Below are 21,688 nucleotides of genomic sequence, written 5' to 3' on the forward strand. Positions count from 1 at the left end.
CGGATGGTCATCTACCGGGAATGCGGGCATCAGGGGCCCGCCGACGTCGAGTTCTGCGGCGAATGCGGGCGGTACCTGAAATGGGACGACGAGGAACCCGTCGCGGTGGCCCAACCGGTCGCCCAGCACCAGGTCGTGCAGCCCGCCGAACCGCTCGCGCCGGTCCGGCAGCCGCAGCAGCGGACGGTCGAAGAGCAGGTCCTCAAACCGGGTGACCTGATCTGCGGCAGATGCGGCAAGGGCAACGTGCCCACCCGCAACTTCTGCGGCCGCTGCGGCGAGTCCCTGGCCGAATCGGAGGTCGTGAAGACCTCGTGGTGGCGGCGGCTGTTCCGCCGCGGCCCCCGGGAGCACAAGGCGGGGGATCGGCCGGGTAAGGACGGTGTCCGCCGTCGCGCCGGCCGCGCCGGTGCCGCGCGCCGCCAGGTTGGCAAGGCCGTCCGGCGGGTGATCGCGGTGATGCTGGTGCTTTCGGCGCTGATCTACGCGCTGTACCAACCGTTCCGGGGTGCGATCAACACCGCCGCGGTCGGTCTGTGGAGTCAGGTGACGGGGATCTTCGAGACGAAGCTGAACCCGGTGCGCCCGAGCAAGGTTTCCGCGAGCGCGCAGTCGCCCGGCCATCCGGGGAGCCTGGTCAGCGACAACGCGAAGAACACCTTCTGGGCGGCTGCCGGCCAGGGCGAACCCGTACTGGTGTTCACCTTCGACCGTCCGGTCGATCTGCGGAAGGCGATCGTGCACTCGGGCAACGGCGCGAACTTCCAGGCCGCGCACCGGCCGAAGACCCTGCATCTCGTGTTCTCCACCGGCAAGACCTACGACATGGTGCTGGCCGACACGCCGGACGCCCAGGAGATCCCGATCGAGAACAGCGCGGGCGCGACGGGTGTCGAGCTGCACGTGGTCGGGCTGCATCGCTCGCTGGACGGCATGGACGTGGCGATCTCCGAGATCGAGCTGTTCGAGGCCGGCTGAGGAAGGACTGGATGACCATGCGCCCGAACCGAGCGGTGGTGGCGATCGCGTTCGTCGCGGTGCTGGGCGGAGCGGCGATCACCGGGGTGCTCGCGCCGACCGCGGCGCAGCAGCCCGCGCCTCCCGCCGCGCCGTACCGCGTCGGCTACGTCAGCGCCGCGACCACGGGCCTGTTCCAGGTCTCCGGTGCGGGCGTGGTGGCCGCTCTGCCGCCGGGCGTCGGAAGCGTCGATTCCGACGCGTCCGCGGGCAAAGGCGGCCTGGTGTGGGTGAGCAGACGGGCCGAGCACGACGGCGAGCTCTGGTACCTGCGCGACGGCACCCGGGCCCCGGTGCGCCTGACCGACGACGCGACCGCCGACACGCGGCCGGCGTTGTCACCCGACGGTTCGTCGGTCGCGTTCGTCTCGGAGCGCACGGGCAGCAAGGACATCTTCGTGATCGGCGTCGACGGTCGCGGGCTGCGTCAGGTGACCTCCGGACCGGCCGCGGACGATTCGCCGAGCTGGTCGCCCGACGGCGGCCGTCTCGTGTTCAGCGGTACCGGCGAGGATCCGGCAGGCGACCTCTACACCGTGCCGTCGCGCGGCGGCGCGCCGACGCGCCTGACCGCCGACCCCGGCGCGGACACCCAGCCGGCCTGGGCCCCCACCGGTGCCCGGATCGCGTTCACCACCACCAGGTTCGACCCGGCCGGGGATGTCGTGGTCATGGCCGACACCGGCGGCGCGGTCACCCGGGCGGTACCGGAACCCGGTGATTCGTCCGAGCCGGCGTGGTCGCCGGACGGCACGCGGCTGGCCTTCACCACCCGTCAACCGGATCCGCTCGGTGACGTCGAACAGGTCACCCTGCCCGGCGGTCAGGTCTCGGTCATCTCCGCGCTGTCCGGCGCCGGCGAGACCGAACCGACCTTCCGCGCCGATGGGCAGCCGGTGTTCACCCAGCTCCGCGGCGGGGCCACGACCGACATCTGGAGCGCGGACGCGCGCGGCGGCGACCGCCGCGACCTCACGAACCGCCCGGACGCGGACGAAGCCGATCCCGCCTTCTCCCCGGACGGGACTGCGCTGGCCTACACGGAATTCGGCACCGGTGAGTTCCGGACCAGCCGGATCGTCGTGGCGAACGCGGATGGCGCCGCGCCGCGACCGCTGACCGGGGCCGAGGAAGGCAAACGGGAGCGCCACCCGGCATGGTCGCCGGACGCGACGAAGATCGCGTTCACCCGGACCGTGTCGATCGGTGACGGTTCCGACAGCTTCGTCCGGATCGTGCGCGTCGCCGACGGCCGTGTTCTCGGCGACATCCCGATCCCGGCGCATCTGCGCGGGGACGACTCGCAGCCGGTGTGGTCGGCGGACGGGACGAAGATCACGCTCACCCGGGCCGCCACCCGGATCGGGCCGCCGGGACCGTCCAGAGTGGACCCCGCGACGGTGGACATGCCGGTGGGGCGCGGCGGGTCGGCGCGGATCGCCAAGACGGTGCAGACCGACCGGATCCGGTCCCTGCCGGACATCGTCCTGCTGATGGACCAGACCGGCTCCATGGGCGGGGTGATCGAACAGGTCAAGACGAACCTCGGCACGGTCATCGACAGCGTGCGGGAGCGGGAGAAGGAAGCACAGTTCGCCGTCGCGGCCTTCGGCGACGCGGGCGACCCCGAGCCGCGCCCGTTCGATGTGCAGCAGCCGCTGACCCCGGCGGGCACCGAGGCCGAGCGGAAGCTGCTGTCCGACGCGTTCGCCCGGATCAAGGCGACGGGCGGCGGGGACACCGCCGAGGACTGGCTTCTGGCCTTGCAAAAGGTCGCGACCGGAGCCATCACCTTCCGGCCGGGCAGCAGCCGGGTCGTCGTCCTCGTCGGCGACGCCGCGAGCCACGAGACCCCGCCGAGGGCGGAGGTGATCGCCGCGCTGAACGCGGCGAAGATCAGCGTGGTGGCCGTTCCCGCGGTCACCGGGTCGAGCACGGATCCCGACCGCGGCCTCGACGCGCGAGGACAGGCGACCGCGATCACCAGCGCCACCAGCGGTGTCCTCACGCCCGACACCGACGCCGGGCGGATCTCGGAGGCGATCATCGCGGGCATCGGTGATCTCCCGGTCAGCGTGCAGCCGGTGAGCTTCTGCGATCCCGGCCTCGCGATGACGTTCGATCCCGCGGGCCCGCAGAGCGTTCCCGGCGGCACGAACGCGCGGTTCACCGAAACGGTGACGGTGTCGCGGACAGCCGCCGTGGGCGCTTTCCTGCGCTGCCGTGTGGAATTCCGGTTGAACGGGGAGTCCACCGTGCGGCCCGGATACACCGAAAACGTCACCGTGCGAGTCAAGGATCCGGCCCTGCCCCTGATCACGTTGCACGACCGGACGGTGACCGGGACCGGCCCCATGGTGATCGAATATCCCGCGACCGCGGTGGACGTGGACGGGAGCCCGCTCGAGCCGAGCTGCACGCCGTCGTCCGGCAGCCTGTTCCCGGTCGGTGCCACCACGGTGACGTGCACGGCGAGAGGGAGGAACGGCACCGCCGTCGAGACCGCGGTCATGGCCGTCGCCCCGCCGGGAGAAGACCGGCGGAAGCAGTTGTGGCAGGTCACCCTGACCCAGCCTTCACCCGATGTCGTCGTGCCGGGGGACCAGCGTGACCTTTCGTCGCGGTTCGGCCCGGGTTGCGGTGCGGGCGCGGAAGGCGCGGCGGACGTCTCGCCGGACGGAGCCACGCTCGCGTTCCAGAGCGGCAACGCGCTGGTCTGCGTGGCGCCCGCCGACGGTGGCCAGGGCCGGATCCTGGTGCAGCGCACGGGTTTCGTCGATGATCCGGCCTGGTCTCCGGACGGCGGGCTCGTCGCCTATACGAACTCGCCGGGCGAGTCCTCGCCACGGATCGCGGTCGTGCCGTTCACCGGCGGCGACGGCCGGATCCTGATCGACGGCCCCGGCGGGGCCTCGCAGCCCACGTTCCAGCGGATCCCCGACCTCGCTGTGAGCGCGAGCGCCGTACCCGCCGCGATCCCGTTCGAAGGACTCACCACGTTCGAGTTCGTCGTCACCAACCGCGGCGCCACCACGTCGCCCGTGGTGGGGCTGTTCGTCCGGCTGACCGCCGGTCTGCGATCGGCGGCGGTGCTCCCGACCAAGGGCACCTGCACCCCCGGGCTGGTGTGCGCGTTCGGCACGCTGGTGCCGGGGGAGGAGGTCCGGGTGCGGTTCGGCGCGACCGGCCTGGCCGCCGGAGCGCAGGCGGCGACCGGCACGGTCACCACCACCGGTCCCGACGCCGAACCACGGGACGACTCCGCGACCGCGGTCGTGACGGTCGGCGAGAAGCCCGCGCCACCGGTGACTCCCGGATCCTTGTCGGTCGGGATGTCGGTCTCGGCGGTCCCGTTGTTCGTCGGTGGCGACGACGTGGTGCTGACCTACCTGGTGCACAACGGTTCCCAGGCCCCGATGCCGTCCGTCCGGCTCACGACCCAGCTGCCACCCGGGCTCCCCGCGACTTCGGCCGCGCCCGGATGTGTGCCCGGAAGTTGCGCGCTCGGGACGGTCGGGCCGGGGCAGACCGTGACGGTCCGGATCTCCTTGGCCGCCAAGGCGGCTTTCGACGGCCAGGTGTCCGGCACGGTGAGCACCACCGGCCCGGACAACAACGCCGGGGACGACACGGCGACCGCGCGGGTGCTGGTCCGGCAGCCGGTGGTCGAGGTGGATCCGAAGATCGGCACGCTCGGCTTCGTCCCGCGGGTGCGGGGAACGGACTTCCCGCCGGGCGCGATGGTCCGGCTGGCCTGGTCGGCGGGCATCTCCGCGCCGGGGGTGGTGAGGGTCGGCGCCGACGGAAGGTTCGAGGCGTACTTCTTGATCTTCCACCACGACCTGATCGGCCCGCGCACGGTGAACGTGACCTCGGTGGGCGGCGTGAAATTCGGGACGGTGGGGTCGAATCCGATCCTGGTCGTGCTCCGCACCCTGCAACCGCCGTTCATCACCCGGGGCTGAAAGGTCGCGACACCGCACTCACGTGATCGAAGCCGGAACTCGCGTGATTGAAGCCAGAACTCGCGTGATCAGCGGCGGAACACGCGAGTTCGGCCTTCAGTCACGCGAGTTACGTGCCTGATCACGCGAGTCACGTCTTCGCTCACGCCGCGCCTGTAGCCCGAAACGCCAATCACGGGCAGTGTCCGGCCGGGGCGAAGGCTCCTTTCGCCGCATCGGACGCGGTGAAGGGAGCCTTCAGCCCACTCGTGACGGCATGAAACCGCTCGGACCGCTTCCAAGCACACTGCCCCTATGGGCAACGACCGGCGCACGGCCGCACACCCGTCCGCTGGTGCCGGTCGCGACGCCGGACGCGCAGACTTCCGGGTATGGGAGCAACGGCGACGCTGTCCGAGGCGGGTCTGGTCGCGGAACCGGGCCAGGAGATCAGCTGCTCGGTGACGATCCGCAATGCCGGCCGGGTCGTCGATCAGTTCGCGATCGAGGTGGTCGGCGACCCGGGAGCCTGGGCCACCGCGGAACCGGCGACGGTGAACCTGCTGCCCGGCGAGGCGGGCACGGTCGTCGTCCGGTTCGCGCCGCCACGCTCGTCCGACGTCCGGGCGGGCCTGATTCCTTTCGGTGTCAAGGTTTTCTCGAGTGAGGACCCGGCGGGGTCGGTGGTCGAGGAGGGCACCCTCCAGCTCGGCGCGTTCACCGAGGTGACCGCCGAAGTCGTCCCGTCGAAGGTGGAGGCCGGTTCCAAGGCCGACTTCGAAGTCGCCGTCGACAACCGCGGCAACCACCCGGTCGCCGTCGAACTGAGCGCGCTCGACCCCGAGGACGAGCTCGACTTCCAGCTCGAACGGAACCGCGCCGACCTCGCGCCGGGCACGGCCGCGTTCGTCCGCCTGCGGGCCCGGCCGCGGAAACGGTTCCTGCGCGGGCAACCCGTACGGCATCGCTTCCAGGTGTTCGTCGTCGCCGACAACGCCGAACCGCTCAAGACCGAAGCCACCATGGTGCAACGACAGTTGCTGCCGAAGTGGTTGCTGCCGGCGCTGGCCGCGCTCCTGGTGCTGTTGCTGGCCTTGGTGACACTGTGGTTCACCGTCCTGAGGCCCGCGGTGAAGTCGGCCGCCCGTGAAGCCGCTCAGGAACAGAACCAGGAGGTGATCAAGGCCGCGCAGGACGCCGGTGGCGCCGCGGGTGAGGCGAAGAAGGACGCCGATCAGGCCAAACAGAACTCCGAGGACGCGATGAAGGCCGTCGGGCTGACCCCGCCGCCGGACGGCGCGCCGCCCGGCCCCAGGGCGTCGAACGGTGTCCCGAACCCGGCGGGCAACGCCAACGGGACACCGACCGACTTCCGCGTGGCGGCGGACGCGGCGGTCGACTCGAACGTCAACCGCTTCGCCGAATTCCCCTACGCCATGCCGGATGCCTCGAAGACCCTGGTCGTCACCGACCTCATTCTGCAGAACCCGCGTGGTGACAACGGAACCCTGCGGCTGCTGCGGGATTCCGGTGGCACCAAGACGGTCCTGCTCGAAGTCGGCCTCGCGAACTTCCGCGACCTCGATCACCACTGGTTGCAAGCATGGCGGTTCGCCCCCGGCGAGAAGATCGTGCTCGCGGTCAGCTGTCAGACGCCGGGAGGCGGCAGCCGGTGCACCCCGTCGGTCTCCTTCTCCGGCCGCGTCGAATAGACGCCGATCAGATCAACCCCTCGCGCAAGGCGAACGCGACGGCGTGAGCGCGGTTGCGGAGCTGGAAACGGTTGGTGATGTCGTGCAGGATCGATTTCACCGTCCGCTCGGAATAGCTCAGCCGATCGGCGATCTCCTTCGTCTCGAAACCGTCGGCGACCATCCGCAGCACCTGGGTCTCGCGGTGCGACATCCCGGCCAGATCCCAGCCGTTCGGTTGCAGCACGTCCCGCTGCAACCGGGACACCCTGGACAGCAGGCGCCCGAGCAGATCCGGCGGCAGCGCGCCCTCCCCGGCGGCCGCGGCCTTCACCAGCCGCACCAGGGTGTCGGGAGTGGCGTCGGCCCGCCGGATGATCGCGGAGACACCGTTGCCCACGACGTCCAGCAGCTCCGAGTCGTCCACCTCCCCGGCGACCAGGACGACCCCGGCACAGCCGGCGCAATTGAGACTGCGCAGCAATTGCCGCGCCTCCTCGTTCAGCCGCTCGACGATGACCAGTACGACGGCCGGCTCGTCGGTGTCGTCGGCGAAACGGATCTCAGGGCGTGCGCGCAGCGCGGCGGTGACACCCGCGTGCGTGATGGTGTCGGTGGCATGGAGCAGCACCGGGATCTGGTCGACGAGCATCGATGAACCCCTCCCGCGAACGGTGTTTCGTCATTCCCAAGGATCGTGCGGACGAGGTTTCCCGAACAGGGATCCGGAGTCCCGATATGTCCCGCTTTGCTACTCCGATCGAGCGACGCCCGCCTTCCTGATCTTGGCGATGGCCTGCGCTCGGTCGGTGACCTGAAGCTTGCGGAAGATGTGGGACACGTGGTTCCGCACGGTTTTCGGGCTGAGCACCAGCTGGTCGGCGATGGAGGCGTTCCCCATGCCCCGCGCGATGAGCCGCATGATCTCCCGTTCGCGCGCGGTCAGCTTCGGGAACGACTCGTCGCGCGGGGTTTCCGTGCCCAGCAGGGAAAGCACCTGGGTCGCGATCGCCGGGCTGAAGATCGCCTCGCCGTCGCCGATCACCCGTACCGCGCGGACGACCTGCTCGTTGCGCGCCCCCTTGAGCAGGTAGCCGCGCGCACCCGCGCGCATGGCGGCGAACACGGCGGCCTCGTTCTCGAACATGGTCAGCATGAGCACACCGGTGTGCGGGCAGGCCCTCACGATCCGGCGGGTCGCCTCGACGCCGTCGAGGTCCGGCAGGTTCAGGTCCATCAGGATGACGTCGGGCTCCAGCCTGCCCGCTTCCGCGACCGCGGTGAGGCCGTCGGCGGCCTGCCCGACGACGTCGATGCCGTGGGTACCGCCGAGCATCGCGCAGATGGCCGTCCGGAAGGCGGGATGATCGTCCACCACGAGGACGCGGAGGGGCGGGAACATCGTGTTCACTCCTGGGTGGCGAGCGGCAGCCAGGCGGCGATCCGGGTGCCGCCCGAGGACACCGGCTCTACCACGCAGCCGCCGCCGAGGTCGACGGCGCGTTCCCGCATCGAACGCAACCCGGTCCCGCCGGCCGCGGGCAGCGGCTCCCCGCCCGTGCCGACCCCGTCGTCGACGATCTCCACGCGCAGATCGCCGTCCAGCGGCCAGAGGCGCACCGTGCACTGCCGGGCACCGGAGTGGCGGGCGATGTTCACGAGCGCCTCGCGGATGATCCGGTACGCGGCGACCTCCACCGCGGCCGACAGCGGCGGCAGCTCACGGCGGACCTCGACCGTCACCGCGAGCGGGCCGTGCTCGGCGGGGACCCGGTCGGCGAGCAGCCCGGCGTACCGGCGCACGGCCGTGACGAGGCCCGCCTCGTCGAGCGCGGGCGGCCGCGCGTCGGTCACGATGCGGCGCAGTTCGGTGATGGCGCCGTAGAGCTCATCCTCGAGCCGGGACAGGAGACGCTCGGCCCCGGCTCGGTCGCGGACGAGCAGATCACGGGCCGCGCGCAACCCGAGCACGGCCACGGCGAGTGTCGGCCCGACGCCGTCGTGGAGGTCGCTGAGCACCGTCCGGAGCCGGTCCTCGTACCCGGCAGGATGAACGACGTCGGTGACGACGAAGGTCCGGCGCATTTTCTCCCCCGTCCGGGCGGTGGTGCGGCTCGGTGGTGCGTAGCGTTCTGGTCACTCGCGGTACTAGTCGCGGAATCCGGTCCCGGCGTTTCCCCACCTGCCGCGAGTTCAGGTAACGGTTTGGAGCCGATGCGGGCGGCGGCTTGGGCGACCGTGACCCGAGTGGCGGCGGAATGCCGTAACGGGGATTCGAGAATTCGGGTCATAAAATGATGGTGCTCGCTTCGAAGTATGATGCGCGCGAGTGAACTTTCTCGACAGTGGACGGGCCTTCACGGACAATCGGATCCGCGCGGCACCCTGCGAGCGAATCCTTCTGTTGCGCTCAGTTCCCCGCTCCCATCATTTGGCGAAAAGGAACCTTATGCATGACGATGACGAACCGGTAGGCCGGGTGCTCGGCAGGCGGCAGGCGTTGATTCTGCTCGGTGCCGCCGGCGCGACACTCGCCGCCGCGGGCTCCGCGGCGGCGAGCACCACCACTCCCGCCGCGGGCACCCCCGAGGTCTGCACGCTGGATTGCGTGGTCAAGCCAGAGCAAATGGAGGGTCCGTACTTCGTAGACGAGCGGCTCAATCGCTCCGATATCCGCAGTGAGCCATCCACCGGACAACTGGTTCCCGGCACCGCGCTGGTAATCAATTTCACCGTTCAACAGGTTCGCCAGCAGCAGTGCACCGCGCTGCCCGGAGCGATGATCGACCTCTGGCAGTGCGACGCGTTCGGGCTGTATTCCGACATTCCGTCCCAGGGCAGTCGCGGCCGCCGTTTCCTGCGCGGTTATCAGAACACCGATCAGGCGGGCACGGCCCGGTTCACCACCATTCTTCCCGGCTGGTACACCGGACGCACACTGCATATCCACGTCAAAATACGCACCACCGGAACCAACGGCCGTCCGTACGAGTTCACTTCGCAGCTCTACTTCACGCCCGAGTTCGGCGCGGCCTATCTGCGGACTGATCCGTACCGGCGGAAAGGCCCGGCCGACACGACCAACAGCCGGGACTCGATCTACCGCAACGGCGGATCGCAGATGCTGCTGCGTCCGCAGCAGAGCGGGACCGGCTACACGGCGGACTTCGCCATCGGTCTCGACCTGTCGAACACCCAGGTCGGCCGCCCCGACTAGGGCGAGCGCCATCATGTGACACCAAACGGGCCGAAGGCTCCCTTCGCCGCGTCCGATGCGGCGAAGGGAGCCTTCGGCCCGTCGAAGAGGCCGACGAACGGCTCGACCGGTCCGGTCACTGAGGGGTGTGTGGATATAGGGACATTGAACGTCCCTATATCCACACACCCCTCACTCGTCGTAGCACTCACCCGCTCACGGCCACGCCGAGTAGCCCCGCGGGCCGAAGCCGCCCCCTTCATAACACCGTGACCCGCTGGATCAACTCCGATCGAGTGTCGCCTACCTGCGGACTTGACCGCCGACGAGAATAAGACCAAACTTCGTTGGCGAAAAGGAGTCCGCCATGACGCATGATCCACCCGACCCATGAGGAGCTGACAAAGTGGAATCGCCGACGTTCGTGGTCATCGGTGCCGGCCTTGCCGGTGCGAAGGCCGCGGAAGCCTTACGAGACAAGGGATTCGACGGACGGATCGTGCTGCTCGGCGATGAGGGGCACCGCCCGTACGAACGGCCGCCGCTCTCGAAGGACATGCTCACCGGCAAAGCCGGGCCGGACAGCGCCTTCGTGCACGACGAGGGCTGGTACTCCGGCCACGAGGTCGAGCTGCGGCTCGGCGCCCGCGTCACCGCGATCCATCGCGCGGCCCACGAGGTCGAACTCGCCGACGGCACCCGGGTCGGCTACACCAAGCTGCTGCTGACGACGGGGGCCGAACCTCGCGTCCTGCCGGGCGCGGAGGACGCGCTCACGCTGCGCCGCCTCGGCGACTCCGAGCGGCTGCGGCAGGTACTGGAGACCGGGTCCCGGCTCGCGGTGGTCGGCGCCGGGTGGATCGGTCTCGAAGCCGCGGCGGCGGCCAGGCAGGCCGGTCTCGACGTGACGGTGCTGGAAGCACTCGAGCTGCCGCTGCTGCCCGCGCTGGGACCCGACGTGGCCAGGGTGTTCGCGGACCTGCACGCCGCACACGGCGTCGACCTGCGGTTCCGGGTCAAGGTGGCCGAAGCGGGCGCGAAGCACGTCAGCCTCGCCGACGGCACACGTGTCGACGCCGACGCCGTCCTCGTCGGGGTCGGCGCGGTGCCGAACACCGAGCTGGCCGAAGCCGCCGGATTGACCGTGGACAACGGCATCCGCGTCGACGCGCACCTGTGCACCGGCGACCCGGACATCTTCGCCGCCGGGGACGTCGCCAACGCGGACCACCCGTTCCTGGGCCGTCCCGTCCGGGTGGAGCACTGGGCGAACGCGCTCAAGCAGCCCGCCGTCGCGGCCGCCGGGATGCTCGGCAAGGACGAAACCTACGACGAACTCCCGTGTTTCTTCACCGACCAGTACGACCTCGGGATGGAGTACCTCGGCCACAACGCCGGTCACGACCGGGTCGTCTTCCGCGGCGACGTCGGGGCCAGGGAGTTCATCGCCTTCTGGCTCAAGGGAGACCGGGTGCTGGCGGGGATGAACGTCAACGTCTGGGACGTCACCGACCCGATCAAGGCCTTGATCCGCGGCGGACGTCCGGTGAACCCCGACCGGCTCGCCGACACCTCGGTGCCACTGGGGGAGGTCGCCGTCGGCTGAGCCGGGAGGAGTGGCGTCGGACGTTCAGACTTTGCGCCCGACGCCGGCGTAGACGTCGTCCGGCTCGATGTCGCGAAGACCTGGTTCCGCATGCCACAGTGGCGCGCTCACGACACCGGGTTCGACCAGGTCCAGTCCGTCGAACAGGGCGGCGACCTCGGCGTAAGGGCGGAAATACATGGGGTCCCAGCTGTTCTTCATCGCCTCGGTGACCGCCGCCATCGCATCGGGCGCGTGGTCGGCGGTCAAATGCGACAGCGCGACCAGGCTGCCGGAAGGCAGCGTTTCGCGGTACCGGGCGACGATCTCGGCGGGGCGCAGGCTGTCCGGGATGAAATGGAAGACGGCCACCATGAGCAGCCCGATCGGCCGGTCGAAGTCCAGCATCTCTCGCGTCGCCGCGGAGTTCAGCACCTCTTCAGGCTGGCAGAGGTCCGCCTCGACGACGGTGGCGTTCGGATTCCCGTCGAGGATGAGGCGGCTGTGCGCGACGGCGACCTTGTCGTAGTCGACGTAGACCACCTTGCAGCCGGGATCCATCTCCTGCGCGATTTCGTGCACGTTGCCGACGGTCGGGATCCCCGAGCCCAGATCGAGGAACTGGGTGATGCCGTGGGAGACCATGTACCGCACGGCACGGCGCAGGAACGCCCGGTTGGACGCGGCGACCCGGCGCCCGGACGGCAGGACGGCCACGACCTTCTCCCCGACGGCGCGGTCGGAGTCGAAGTTGTGGCTGCCGCCGAGCAGCCAGTCGTAGACCCGGGCCGCGCTGGGCAAGCGGACGTCGACTCCCTCTGGAACCCGTTCACCCTGCACGGACACCCACACCTCGCAACGCGTCGACAGCTGGAAACCCTTATGTCACCAGCACCGTACCGACTCCGCCCCTGGACGCCTATCGTGTGACGCGGTCACACTGGGTCGGCCATTCGGCCGATGGCGCCCCGGCCGATGAGCCGATCCGGTCATGATCTTCGCCTCATAGTGTGACGACGGTAAGTAATTCGTCGTCTACGGGGAGATCACGATAATGCTTCGCAAAACAGGGGTACTGGCGGTCGGGCTGGCCGCGGCGGGAGCGATGCTGATCCCGGGGGTCGCCGCGGCGGCCGAGGGGCCGACGCCCTACGTCATCGGCGGGCACGACGCCACGGAGGACTACTCGTTCATGGTGTCGCTGCAGCAGGGCGGCAACCATTTCTGCGGCGGCTCGCTGATCAGCGAGAACTGGGTGGTGACCGCGGCGCACTGTGTGAAGGGAGCGCAGCCGGGGGAGATCAGGACCAGGATCGGGGCGCGGCAGCACAACAGCGGGGGTACGGAGACCGGTGTCAGCCGGATCATCGTGCATCCGGACTTCGTCGGGCAGAACCCGCCGGGCGCGGACATCGCGTTGGTGCGGTTGGACAAAGCGGTGAGCGAGAAGCCGATCAAGATCGCCGGGGCGGTGGGCGAAGCGGGCACGGCGACCCGGATCCTCGGCTGGGGTGAGCACTGCGCCGACCAGACCTGCGGGGCGCCGGAGATCCTCCAGGAGCTCGACACCAAGGTGCGGCCGGCGGAAGATTGCCGAAATCTGGCCACGGGCAAGGAGATCTGCACCGGTTCCGACACGCCGGACGCGATGGGCTGCTACGGCGACTCGGGCGGGCCGCAGATCAAGGGCAGGCCGGGCGAGTGGGAACTGGTCGGCGCCACCAGCCGCGATGGCGACGCGGACCCGAAGTGCGCCAGCGGTCTGGGCATTTGGACCGATGTGACGGTGTACCGGGACTGGATCGCCGAGCAGCAGGCGGGCCACTCCGGTAGCGAGGCGTGACAAACGGGCGAGGACGGTGATGAGACCGTCCTCGCCCGTTCACCGCGATCCGTCACCGGGGCGCGAGTGCCTCCAAAGAGGACAGTGGCGCCTTGTGCAGGTTCGAGATGATGTTCCTCGGCTTGTCCGCGGCCTTGCTGTAGTAGTGCGCGCCGGACTCGAACGCCAGGTAGACGTTGCTGCCGTAGACGGTCAGCCCCTCGGACATGCTCGGCGCGCGGAAGCAGTGCTTCTTGGCCGTGTCCAGGTCCTTGTCGCCGGCGCCGCGCCGGACGACGTAGATGTTGCTGCGGTTGTTCCTGCCGTGCGAAGTGCTGTAGATGAACAGGTCCTTGGTGACAATGAGGCCCTGCGTCTTCGTCGGCACCTCCCACGACCCCGGCCGGTAGCTCAGCTTGCCGTCGGCGCCGACGGTGTATGAGTGCATCAGACCGCGTTTGGCGTCCTCGAACTTGCCCGCCCACAGGGTGTCGGTCGGACCGTGGCTGGTGAGGAACGAGGAGGCGTAGACGGTCTGTGCCTTCCCGTCCTGCTCGATGGGCAGCGACTTCTTGATCGCGTTCTTCAGCTTCGCCAGCGAGTACTTGCGGATCGTGTCGCCCTTGCCCGACACGAACGCCCAGCCCTGCTTCTCGAACACGGCGATCCCGCCGACGTGCGAGTACGCGAGCAGCGCCTGGCCGACCTGCTTGCCGGTCTTGGCGTCGATGCCGATGATGATCGCGCTGCGGTGGCCCGACTCGTACGAGGAGACCAGGATCAGGTCGTTCGAGCCGTCCCAGTTCGACCAGGTCGCCGTGCCCTGCGGGATGTTCGTCTCCAGCGCGGGGACGGGGTGGCTCTTGCTGAACCGGTTGTCGTAGGCGTAGGAGGCGGATTCCCCGCGGTAGAAGGGCCCGTCCTTGCCGCTGGACTTCGTGTCGCAGGTGATGGCCGCGGCCTCAGCGGAGGCGGTGCCCACCACCGTCAGGCCGAGCAGGAGCGTGCTCGCCGCGGCGGTGATCGTCGCCTTCTTGAGTAGCGTCTTCATTCATTCCCTTGTAGTCGTCGTGCGTCCGGTTCTCAACTGGGACTCCCCGGAGGCGCTCGCGGTTCCGGCGGGTCTGCGGCGAACACGGTCGGTCACGCTGGGTGAGTCCATTGAGGACGGTGACTCTCCCCTGCGTATTTCTGAATCGATTGCGGAAAATTGTCCACTTTGTTTTGGTGAACGCATTCCTCGGCACAGTGTCGGTTAATATCCGACGCATTACCAAAAGTAATCGACCGAGTGTCCATGGTGGTCGGCGAATCGGTCACGAAAGCCGTCAGGGTGCCCGATTGGGCTGGAAGACGTGGATTGCTGCGTCTTGTGGTCCAAGATCAGTGCGCCATTCGGACCAAATCGATGGAAATCGTATTCCTCGTCGCGGCCTGCCGTCTTAACCTTGCGTAATTCTTCACCTGCATGGTCACTGGGGAGCAAGATGAAGTCCACGCCGTTGTTGTCGCGCGCCCGAAAAGCCTCGGAGCGACTGTCCGACGCCCGATGAGACAAGACGGCTGCGTCAGCCGATTCGCGGTGCACGCCCGGCGATCACCGGACCGGATCGCGGTCTTCGAGCACGGCACCGGGATCACCTACGACCGGCTCGCCGGGCTCGCGGGCGGCCGCGCGTCGCGGTTGCGCGACGCCGGTGTCCGGCCGGGGGAGCGGGTCGGGCTCGTCACCGGGCACGGCAGCGCCGCGATCGCGGCGATCCTCGGCACGCTCGCCGCGGGCTGCACCTACGTCCCGCTGGACCCGACCTTCCCCCGCGAGCGTCTCGAACACCAGCTCGCGGCCGCGCGGGTGACCGCCGTGCTCGCGGATCCGGAGCACGTCGAGCTCGCGGAGTCCTTGTGCCGCACCGGATCCGCGCGGCTCGTACGTTCGGGTACGGAGACCGCGCCGCTTCCGGTGCCCGAAGCCGACCCGGCCAGTCCGGCGTACGTGCTGTTCACGTCCGGGTCCACCGGCAGGCCGAAGGCCGTCGCGCAGACCCACCGCAACCTCCTGCACGTGGTCGGCAACCAGATCGACGCGCTCGGCATCACCGCGGCCGACCGGCTCAGCCTGCTCGCGTCGTTCGGCTTCGACGCGGCGATCCCGGACCTGTACCCGGCCCTGCTCACCGGGGCCGCGGTCGTGCCGGTCGATCTGCGCGCGCATGGTCTCGCCCACGCCGCGCGCGAGCTGGCCAGGCACGAAGTCACTGTCTACCACTCGACGCCCACGGTCTACCGGCACCTGCTCGACGTCCTCGGCGAGACCGGCCTCCCGTCCGTGCGGACCGTGCTGCTCGGCGGCGAGCAGGCGACCCACGCCGACGTCCGCCGTGGCCGGTTCGCGCCGGAGTGCGTGTTCGTCAACGGCTACGGCGCCACCGAGGTGACCTTCGCCGCGCACTACCGGACGACGGCCGCCGAGCTGGATCCGGACGCCGAGGGGCCGCTGCCGATCGGGCGCGCGCTGCCCGGTTTCACGCTCACCGTGCTGGACAGCGGGGAACTCGAAGTGAGCGGGCGGCACCTCGTCGACGGCTACCTCGACCAGCCGAGCCCGGCGTTCGGGGTGACGGCCGACGGCGGCCGCCGCTACCGGACCGGTGACCTCGCCGCGCTGCTGCCGGACGGGAACCTCGTCTGCCTCGGCAGGCTCGACCGGCAGGTCAAGGTCCGCGGTTTCCGGGTGGAGCTGACCGAGATCGAGGCCCGGCTCGCCGAACAGCCCGGCGTGGCCGAGGCTCGCGCGATCGTGCGCGACGGCGACCTGCTCGCCTACGTGACCGCGGCCGGCCCTCGTCCGGACGGCCGGACTCTGCGGGCCGCCTTGGCGGACGTCCTGCCCGGCTACTCGGTCCCCGCCGCCGTCGCCGTGCTGGACGCTTTTCCGCTGACCGTCACCGGGAAACTCGACGAACTGGCGCTGCCGGATCCGCGGACCGCCGTGACCGTCCCGGCCGAGCGGCTGACCCCGGACGAGGAACGCGTGCACCGGATCTGGTGCGCGGTGCTGGGCCGCGACCGGATCGGGCGCACCGAGGCGTTCTTCGACGCCGGCGGCGACTCGTTGCGGCTCGGCCGGGTGCAGGCGGGGCTGGCCGACGAGTTCGGGGTGGACGTCCCGATGCTCGCCCTGTTCGAGCGTACGACGATCGCCGGGCAGGCCGCCTGGTTCACGGAGTCCACTTCGGACACTCAGCCGTGGGTCACCGCGGAGGAACAGACCGGGGACCTCATCGCCGTCGTCGGGCTGGCCTGCCGGTTCCCCGGCGCCCCGGACGCCGCCTCGTTCTGGTGGAACCTCTGCGCGGGCGTCGACTCGATCCACGACTACACCGACGAAGAGCTGGCGGCGCTGGGCATCGGGCCGGGCCTGCGTGCCGACCCGGCATACGTGCGAGCGGGCGGCCGGATCGAAGGTGTCGAAGACTTCGACGCCGGGTTCTTCGGATTCACCGCCGACGAAGCCGCGCGAACCGACCCGCAGCACCGGCTGTTCCTCGAAACGGCCTGGCGGGCGCTGGAGGACGCGGGCCGCGACCCCGCCGCCGAGACCGGACCGGTCGGGGTGTTCACGAGCACCTCGGTGAACCGCTACTTCCTGTTCCACCTGTTCGGCAACCCGGCGGTGACCGGCGACGTCGACCCGGACGACTGGGAGGGGCGGCTGCCCGGCCGCCAGCTCACCGATCACCTGCCCGGCCAGGTCGCGTACCGGCTCGGGCTGACCGGGCCGGCGGTGGCCGTGCAGAGCGCGTGCTCCAGTTCGCTCGCGGCCGTGGCGCTGGCCGCGCAGAGCCTGCTGGATTACCGGTGCGACGTCGCGCTGGCCGGCGGGGCGAGCGTGACGTGGCCGCGGTATCGCAGCGGCGGGCTCGTCTCGCCGGACGGCCGTTGCCGCGCGTTCGACGTCGCTGCGGCGGGCGCCGGGTTCGGTTCGGGCGCCGGGGCCGTCGTGCTTCGGCGGCTGGCGGACGCGGTCGCCGACCGCGACCACGTCTACGCGGTGCTGCCCGGCTGGGCGATCACGAACGACGGCCCCGACCGCGCGGGTTACGCCGTGCCGGGACCGGCAGGGCAGGCGGCCGCGGTGGCCGAGGCGCTGGCCCTCGCGGACGTCGCCCCGGACGAGGTCGCGCTGCTCGAAGCCCACGGCAGCGGCACCCCGCTCGGCGACGCGATCGAGGTGGCCGCGCTCAACCGCGTCTACCGGGACACACCGCCGGAAACGTGTGCGCTGGGCTCGGTGAAGACGAACATCGGGCACCTCGACACGGCGGCGGGTATCGCCGGGCTGATCAAGGCCGTGTTGTCCGTACGGCACGGTGTCATCCCGCCGAACCTGCACTTCACGGCGCCGCATCCGGAGGTCGACCTGGCGGGCGGCCCCTGGTACGTCCCGGCGAAGGCCACCGACTGGCCCGACCGCGACCGGCGGGTGGCCGGGGTCAGCTCGTTCGGCATGGGCGGCACGAACGTGCACGTGATCGTGGAGGAGGCCCCCGCCGTCCCGCCACGGCGGACGGCGAGCGGTCCGTTCGTCCTGCCGGTGTCCGCGCGTGACGCGAAGGCGTTGCGCGAGGCGGTTTCCCGGCTGCGGGACCGGCTCTCCACGGACGCGCCGGACCTCGGGGACGCGGCGTACACGCTGTCGGTCCGCCGGGCGTTCGCGTGCCGGGCCGCCGTGGTGGCGGACTCGGTCGAGTCGGCGGTGGCCGCGCTCGACGCGGTGCTGGCGAACGGAACCGACGTCGAAGGTCCGGCCGGGGCGGAACGAGCCCTGGCCGTTCATTGGGCAGCGGGCGGCGACGTCGAGTGGGCAGCGGACGGCGATCCCGGCCGCGTCCCCTTGCCGGGCTATCCGTTCCAGCGGGAGCGGCACTGGATCGACCCACCGCCTCAGTACACAACCGACCAGGAGACCCCTCGGTGACCGACACCTTGCCCGTCGTGGGTGGCCATGGCCCGCCACTGTCCTATCCGGACACCACGCTCACCGGCCTGATCCTCGCCCAGGCCGCGCGCACCCCCGACGCGGTCGCCGTCCGGCAGGGAGACGCCCGGCTGACCTACCGCGAACTGGTCGCGTCGGCGACCGGCGTCGCCCGGCTGCTGCGGGCCCGGGGCGCCGGGCCCGGCACCCGCGTCGGCGTCTGCGCCGACCGGCGGCCGGAGCTGATCTCGACCGTCGTGGGGGTGCTGCTGTCCGGGGCCGCCTACGTGCCGCTCGAACCCGGCGGCCCGAAGGCGCGGCTGGCCGAAATCGCGGCGGACGCCGAGGTCTCCCTCGTCGTGGGTAACTGCGCGCGGGCCGAATTCGGTGCCGCGCAAGGCATCGAGGCGCTCGACGTGCCCCAGCCCGCGGACGGTCCCGTCGACTGCCCCGCCGGGCCGGACGACCTCGTCCACCTCCTCTACACCTCCGGCTCCACCGGCCGTCCCAAGGGCGTGCTGACCAGTCACCGCAACGTGGTCGCCTTCGTGACCGGGTTCGCCGCCGCCCTCGGCCTCCGGCCCGGCGCCCGGGCACTCGGCATCTCGTCGCTCGCCTTCGACGCCTTCACCATGGACGTGTTCGTCCCGCTGACGCACGGCGGATCGGTGCAGCTCACCGGCACCGCCGACCGGGCCGACCCCGAACGGCTGCGGCGGTTCCTCGTCGAGCACGACGTCGAGTGGGGCTTCGTCACGCCGACACTGCTGTCCATGATCGACCCCGCGACCGTGCCCGGCTGGCGCGTCATCGCCTGCGGTGGCGAGCCGGTGCCCGCGGAGCTCGCCGCCCGGTGGATGCCGGGACGGCGGTTCTTCAACGCCTACGGCCCGACCGAGACCACCGTCGTGGTCGTCACCGACGAGGTCACCGGCATCCCCGCCGATCCGCTGCCGCTCGGCCGCCCGACGCCGAACCACCGGGCGTACGTCGTGGACGCCGGGCTGCGGCCGGTCGCGCCCGGCGAGATCGGCGAACTGCTCATCGGCGGCCCTGGCGTCGCGCTCGGCTACCTCGGCAGCCCCGAGCTGACCGCCGAGAAGTTCGTCGACGACCCGATCACGCCGGGAGAACGGCTCTACCGCACCGGAGACCTGGCCCGCGAGCTCCCCGACGGGCGTCTCGAATTCGCCGGCCGCGCCGACCGGCAGGTGAAGGTCCGCGGCCAGCGGATCGAGCTGGGCGAGGTGGAGGCCGCGCTCACGACCCACCCGGACGTCGACGCCGCCGCCGTGACGGCCGTCCCCGGCCCGGCGGGCACCCGGCTGGTGGCCTTCCTGGCACCGGCGTCGGCACCGTCCGATGTGGACGAACTCGGCCGGGACCGGCTCACCGCGGCGATGCGCCCGGCCGCGATCCGGGTACTCGACCGCCTGCCGGTCAACCCGCTCACCGGCAAGATCGACCGGCCCGCGCTGCGCGACCTCGCCGAAGCGGCGCTGGCGGAGGAACGGTCCGACCTCGGCCCGCTCGGCACCCCGGCCGAACGCGCGGTCGCGGCCATCTGGCGGCGGGTGCTCGGCGCGGGCGCGGGGACGGACTTCCTGTCCTCGGGCGGGAACTCGATCGCCGCGATGCGCCTGGTCGCGGCACTGCGCACGGAGCTGGCCGCGGACGTCGCCGCGGAGGACGTCTTGGCCACCCGCACGCTCGACGGGTTGACCCGTCGGGTCGCGGCCGCGTCGCCGTTGACCGGTCCGGGCCTGACCACCGGGCACGCACCCACCCTGTCGCCGCAGCAGCGGCGGCTGTGGTTCCTCGACCAGCTCGCCCCGGACGCCGCGCCGTACAACATCGCGATGGCGTTCCGGCTGGCCGGTGCGCTGGACGTAGATGCGCTGCGCCACGCCTTGCGCGCGGTCGCCGAGCGGCACGACGTGCTCCGGTGGCGGATCCGCGCCGTCGACGGCGCGCCGGTGGCGGATCGCCTGCCGCCGTCGGACGTTCCGCTGCCGGTGGCGCCGGTGACCGAGGACGGTCTGCGGGCCCGGCTGGCCGCCGACGCCGCGACGCCGGTGCATCTCGACCGTGAGGCTCCCTGGCGCGTGCGGCTCTACCGGCTCGGCGAGAGGGAGCACGTGCTCGGCTTCACGCTGCATCACGCGGTGTTCGACGGCTGGTCGCAGGACCTGCTGTGCGCCGACCTGTCGGCGGCCTACCGGGGCGAGCCGCTGCCGCCGCCGGTGGCGTCCTACGCGGACTACGCGGTGTGGCGAGCCGGACGCGACGAACGCCGCGAAGCGGTGGATGTCGCGTGGTGGACCGAACGTCTCGCCGGTGCGCCATCCACAGTGGACCTTCCGCGCGACCGGCCGCGCCCGGCCGTGCAGACCTACCGGGGCGCGAGCCTGCGTCAGTCCTTTTCGGACGGTGTCGCCGACTCGGTCCGGGCGCTGGCCGCCCGCACCGGCACGACCCGCGCCGGGGTGCTGCTCGCCGCGTTCGGCCAGCTGCTGCGGCGGCTCACCGGGGCGAGCGACCACCTGGTCGCCACGGTCGTCGCCGACCGGCAGCTCGCCGAATGCCAGGAGGTCGCGGGGTTCTTCGTCGACATCGTGCCGGTGCGGCTGCGGGCCGACGACGCCGCGGACTTCGCCTCGCACGTCCGCGACGGTGGCGCGGAACTCCTGGCCGCGACCGCGCATCCGGCCGCCCCGGTCGAGCGGCTCGTCGAGGCGCTCGGCGTACCCCGCGATCCCGCGCGCGCCCCGCTCGTGCAGGTGATGTTCAACGTCCTGAACTTCGCCGAGCCGAGGCTGGACCTGCCCGGTGTGGCCTCGGCGTGGCTGCCGGTCGACAAGCCGGGGTCGCCGTTCGACCTCACGGTCTACGTCCACGACGACGGCGTCGAACTGCTGTACAACCCGGATCTGTTCGACCACACCCGGATGGCCGGGCTCGCCGAGGACTACGTCGCCCTGCTCGGCGCGCTGTCCGCGGCGCCGGACGCGCCGGTCGGGACGAGCGTGCCGGAGCTGCCGCGGGCGGACGTCCGCACCGCCGCTCCCGCCGCGGCGGCCCGCGTCAGGGCACGCCCGGCGCCGGTGGTCGCGGATCCGGCGGCACTCGCCGCGACCGAGGCCGTGATCGCGCGTGCCTGGTGCGACGTCCTGGGCGTGGCCGAAGTGGGGCACACCGAGAACTTCTTCGACGTGGGCGGGCATTCGCTCGCCCTCGCCAGGGTGCACGCCCAGGTCACCGCCCGGCTCGCCCGCCGGATCCCGATGGTCGACCTGTTCACCCATCCCACCGTCCGCGCCCTCGCCGCGCACCTGCACTTCGGCGACGCCGCCAGCCCGGAGCTGGCACGTGCCGCCGAACGCGTCGCCGCCCGCCGCGGCCGCACCCAGACCAGAAGACCCCGTCGCACCGCCGGCCCGGCCGGCCCCGGATAG

At 71.1% G+C, this 21,688-nt stretch carries 13 protein-coding genes; 8 read left to right on the plus strand and 5 right to left on the minus strand.

From position 1 onward, the window contains the following. Nucleotides 1-3: 3 nt before the first annotated feature. The 3 genes from AORI_RS57225 (at nucleotide 4) to AORI_RS57235 (ending at nucleotide 6,673) form a co-directional block, all read left to right on the plus strand. Nucleotides 4-978, plus strand: coding sequence for an NADase-type glycan-binding domain-containing protein (locus AORI_RS57225; RefSeq protein WP_016333601.1), 975 nt, complete (start codon nucleotides 4-6; stop codon nucleotides 976-978). An 11-nt stretch (nucleotides 979-989) separates the two neighbouring features. Continuing rightward, nucleotides 990-4,982 (plus strand): VWA domain-containing protein, encoded by a 3,993-nt coding sequence (locus AORI_RS57230; RefSeq protein ID WP_016333602.1) that lies wholly within the window; start codon nucleotides 990-992, stop codon nucleotides 4,980-4,982. 371 nt (nucleotides 4,983-5,353) lie between these two features. Beyond that, on the plus strand, nucleotides 5,354-6,673 hold the full coding sequence (locus AORI_RS57235; RefSeq protein ID WP_016333604.1) for a COG1470 family protein: 1,320 nt from the start codon (nucleotides 5,354-5,356) through the stop codon (nucleotides 6,671-6,673). Nucleotides 6,674-6,680: 7 nt separating this feature from the next. Here the strand turns inward: AORI_RS57235 and AORI_RS57240 are convergent, their stop codons facing one another. From AORI_RS57240 to AORI_RS57250, 3 genes are all read right to left on the minus strand, one after another. Continuing rightward, nucleotides 6,681-7,304 (minus strand): response regulator transcription factor, encoded by a 624-nt coding sequence (locus tag AORI_RS57240; RefSeq protein WP_016333605.1) that lies wholly within the window; start codon nucleotides 7,302-7,304, stop codon nucleotides 6,681-6,683. A gap of 99 nt (nucleotides 7,305-7,403) precedes the next feature. After that, nucleotides 7,404-8,054 carry a response regulator gene (locus tag AORI_RS57245; RefSeq protein ID WP_016333606.1) on the minus strand — a complete coding sequence of 217 codons (651 nt, stop codon included), beginning with the start codon at nucleotides 8,052-8,054 and terminating at the stop codon, nucleotides 7,404-7,406. Nucleotides 8,055-8,059: 5 nt separating this feature from the next. Beyond that, a complete protein-coding gene (locus AORI_RS57250; protein WP_016333607.1) occupies nucleotides 8,060-8,737 on the minus strand; it encodes a sensor histidine kinase in 678 nt (225 codons plus the stop codon). A gap of 364 nt (nucleotides 8,738-9,101) precedes the next feature. Here AORI_RS57250 and AORI_RS57255 point away from each other — a divergent pair, with 364 nt between their 5' ends. Both AORI_RS57255 and AORI_RS57260 read left to right on the plus strand, forming a co-directional pair. Then, nucleotides 9,102-9,869 (plus strand): dioxygenase family protein, encoded by a 768-nt coding sequence (locus AORI_RS57255; protein ID WP_016333608.1) that lies wholly within the window; start codon nucleotides 9,102-9,104, stop codon nucleotides 9,867-9,869. A gap of 385 nt (nucleotides 9,870-10,254) precedes the next feature. Further along, the gene (locus AORI_RS57260) at nucleotides 10,255-11,454 is read left to right on the plus strand and encodes an NAD(P)/FAD-dependent oxidoreductase (RefSeq protein WP_016333609.1); all 1,200 of its coding nucleotides are present in this window, start codon (nucleotides 10,255-10,257) and stop codon (nucleotides 11,452-11,454) included. A 24-nt stretch (nucleotides 11,455-11,478) separates the two neighbouring features. Here AORI_RS57260 and AORI_RS57265 read toward each other — a convergent pair whose 3' ends face one another. Further along, the gene (locus AORI_RS57265) at nucleotides 11,479-12,279 is read right to left on the minus strand and encodes an SAM-dependent methyltransferase (RefSeq protein ID WP_016333610.1); all 801 of its coding nucleotides are present in this window, start codon (nucleotides 12,277-12,279) and stop codon (nucleotides 11,479-11,481) included. A 208-nt stretch (nucleotides 12,280-12,487) separates the two neighbouring features. On the opposite strand from AORI_RS57265, the gene AORI_RS57270 reads away from it, so the two are divergent. Further along, on the plus strand, nucleotides 12,488-13,276 hold the full coding sequence (locus tag AORI_RS57270; protein WP_016333611.1) for a S1 family peptidase: 789 nt from the start codon (nucleotides 12,488-12,490) through the stop codon (nucleotides 13,274-13,276). A 52-nt stretch (nucleotides 13,277-13,328) separates the two neighbouring features. On the opposite strand, the gene AORI_RS57275 is transcribed toward AORI_RS57270, so the two are convergent. Beyond that, the gene (locus AORI_RS57275; RefSeq protein WP_016333612.1) at nucleotides 13,329-14,306 is read right to left on the minus strand and encodes a hypothetical protein; all 978 of its coding nucleotides are present in this window, start codon (nucleotides 14,304-14,306) and stop codon (nucleotides 13,329-13,331) included. 498 nt (nucleotides 14,307-14,804) lie between these two features. Between AORI_RS57275 and AORI_RS57280 the strand changes: the two genes are divergently transcribed. Both AORI_RS57280 and AORI_RS57285 read left to right on the plus strand, forming a co-directional pair. After that, complete coding sequence (locus AORI_RS57280; RefSeq protein ID WP_016333613.1) at nucleotides 14,805-18,233, plus strand: AMP-binding protein; 3,429 nt, start codon at nucleotides 14,805-14,807, stop codon at nucleotides 18,231-18,233. Beyond that, nucleotides 18,230-21,688, plus strand: coding sequence for a non-ribosomal peptide synthetase (locus AORI_RS57285; RefSeq protein ID WP_016333614.1), 3,459 nt, complete (start codon nucleotides 18,230-18,232; stop codon nucleotides 21,686-21,688). Before AORI_RS57280 ends, AORI_RS57285 begins: the two co-directional genes overlap by 4 nt.

It is taken from the genome of Amycolatopsis keratiniphila, assembly GCF_000400635.2.
GTDB classification, from domain to species: domain Bacteria; phylum Actinomycetota; class Actinomycetes; order Mycobacteriales; family Pseudonocardiaceae; genus Amycolatopsis; species Amycolatopsis keratiniphila.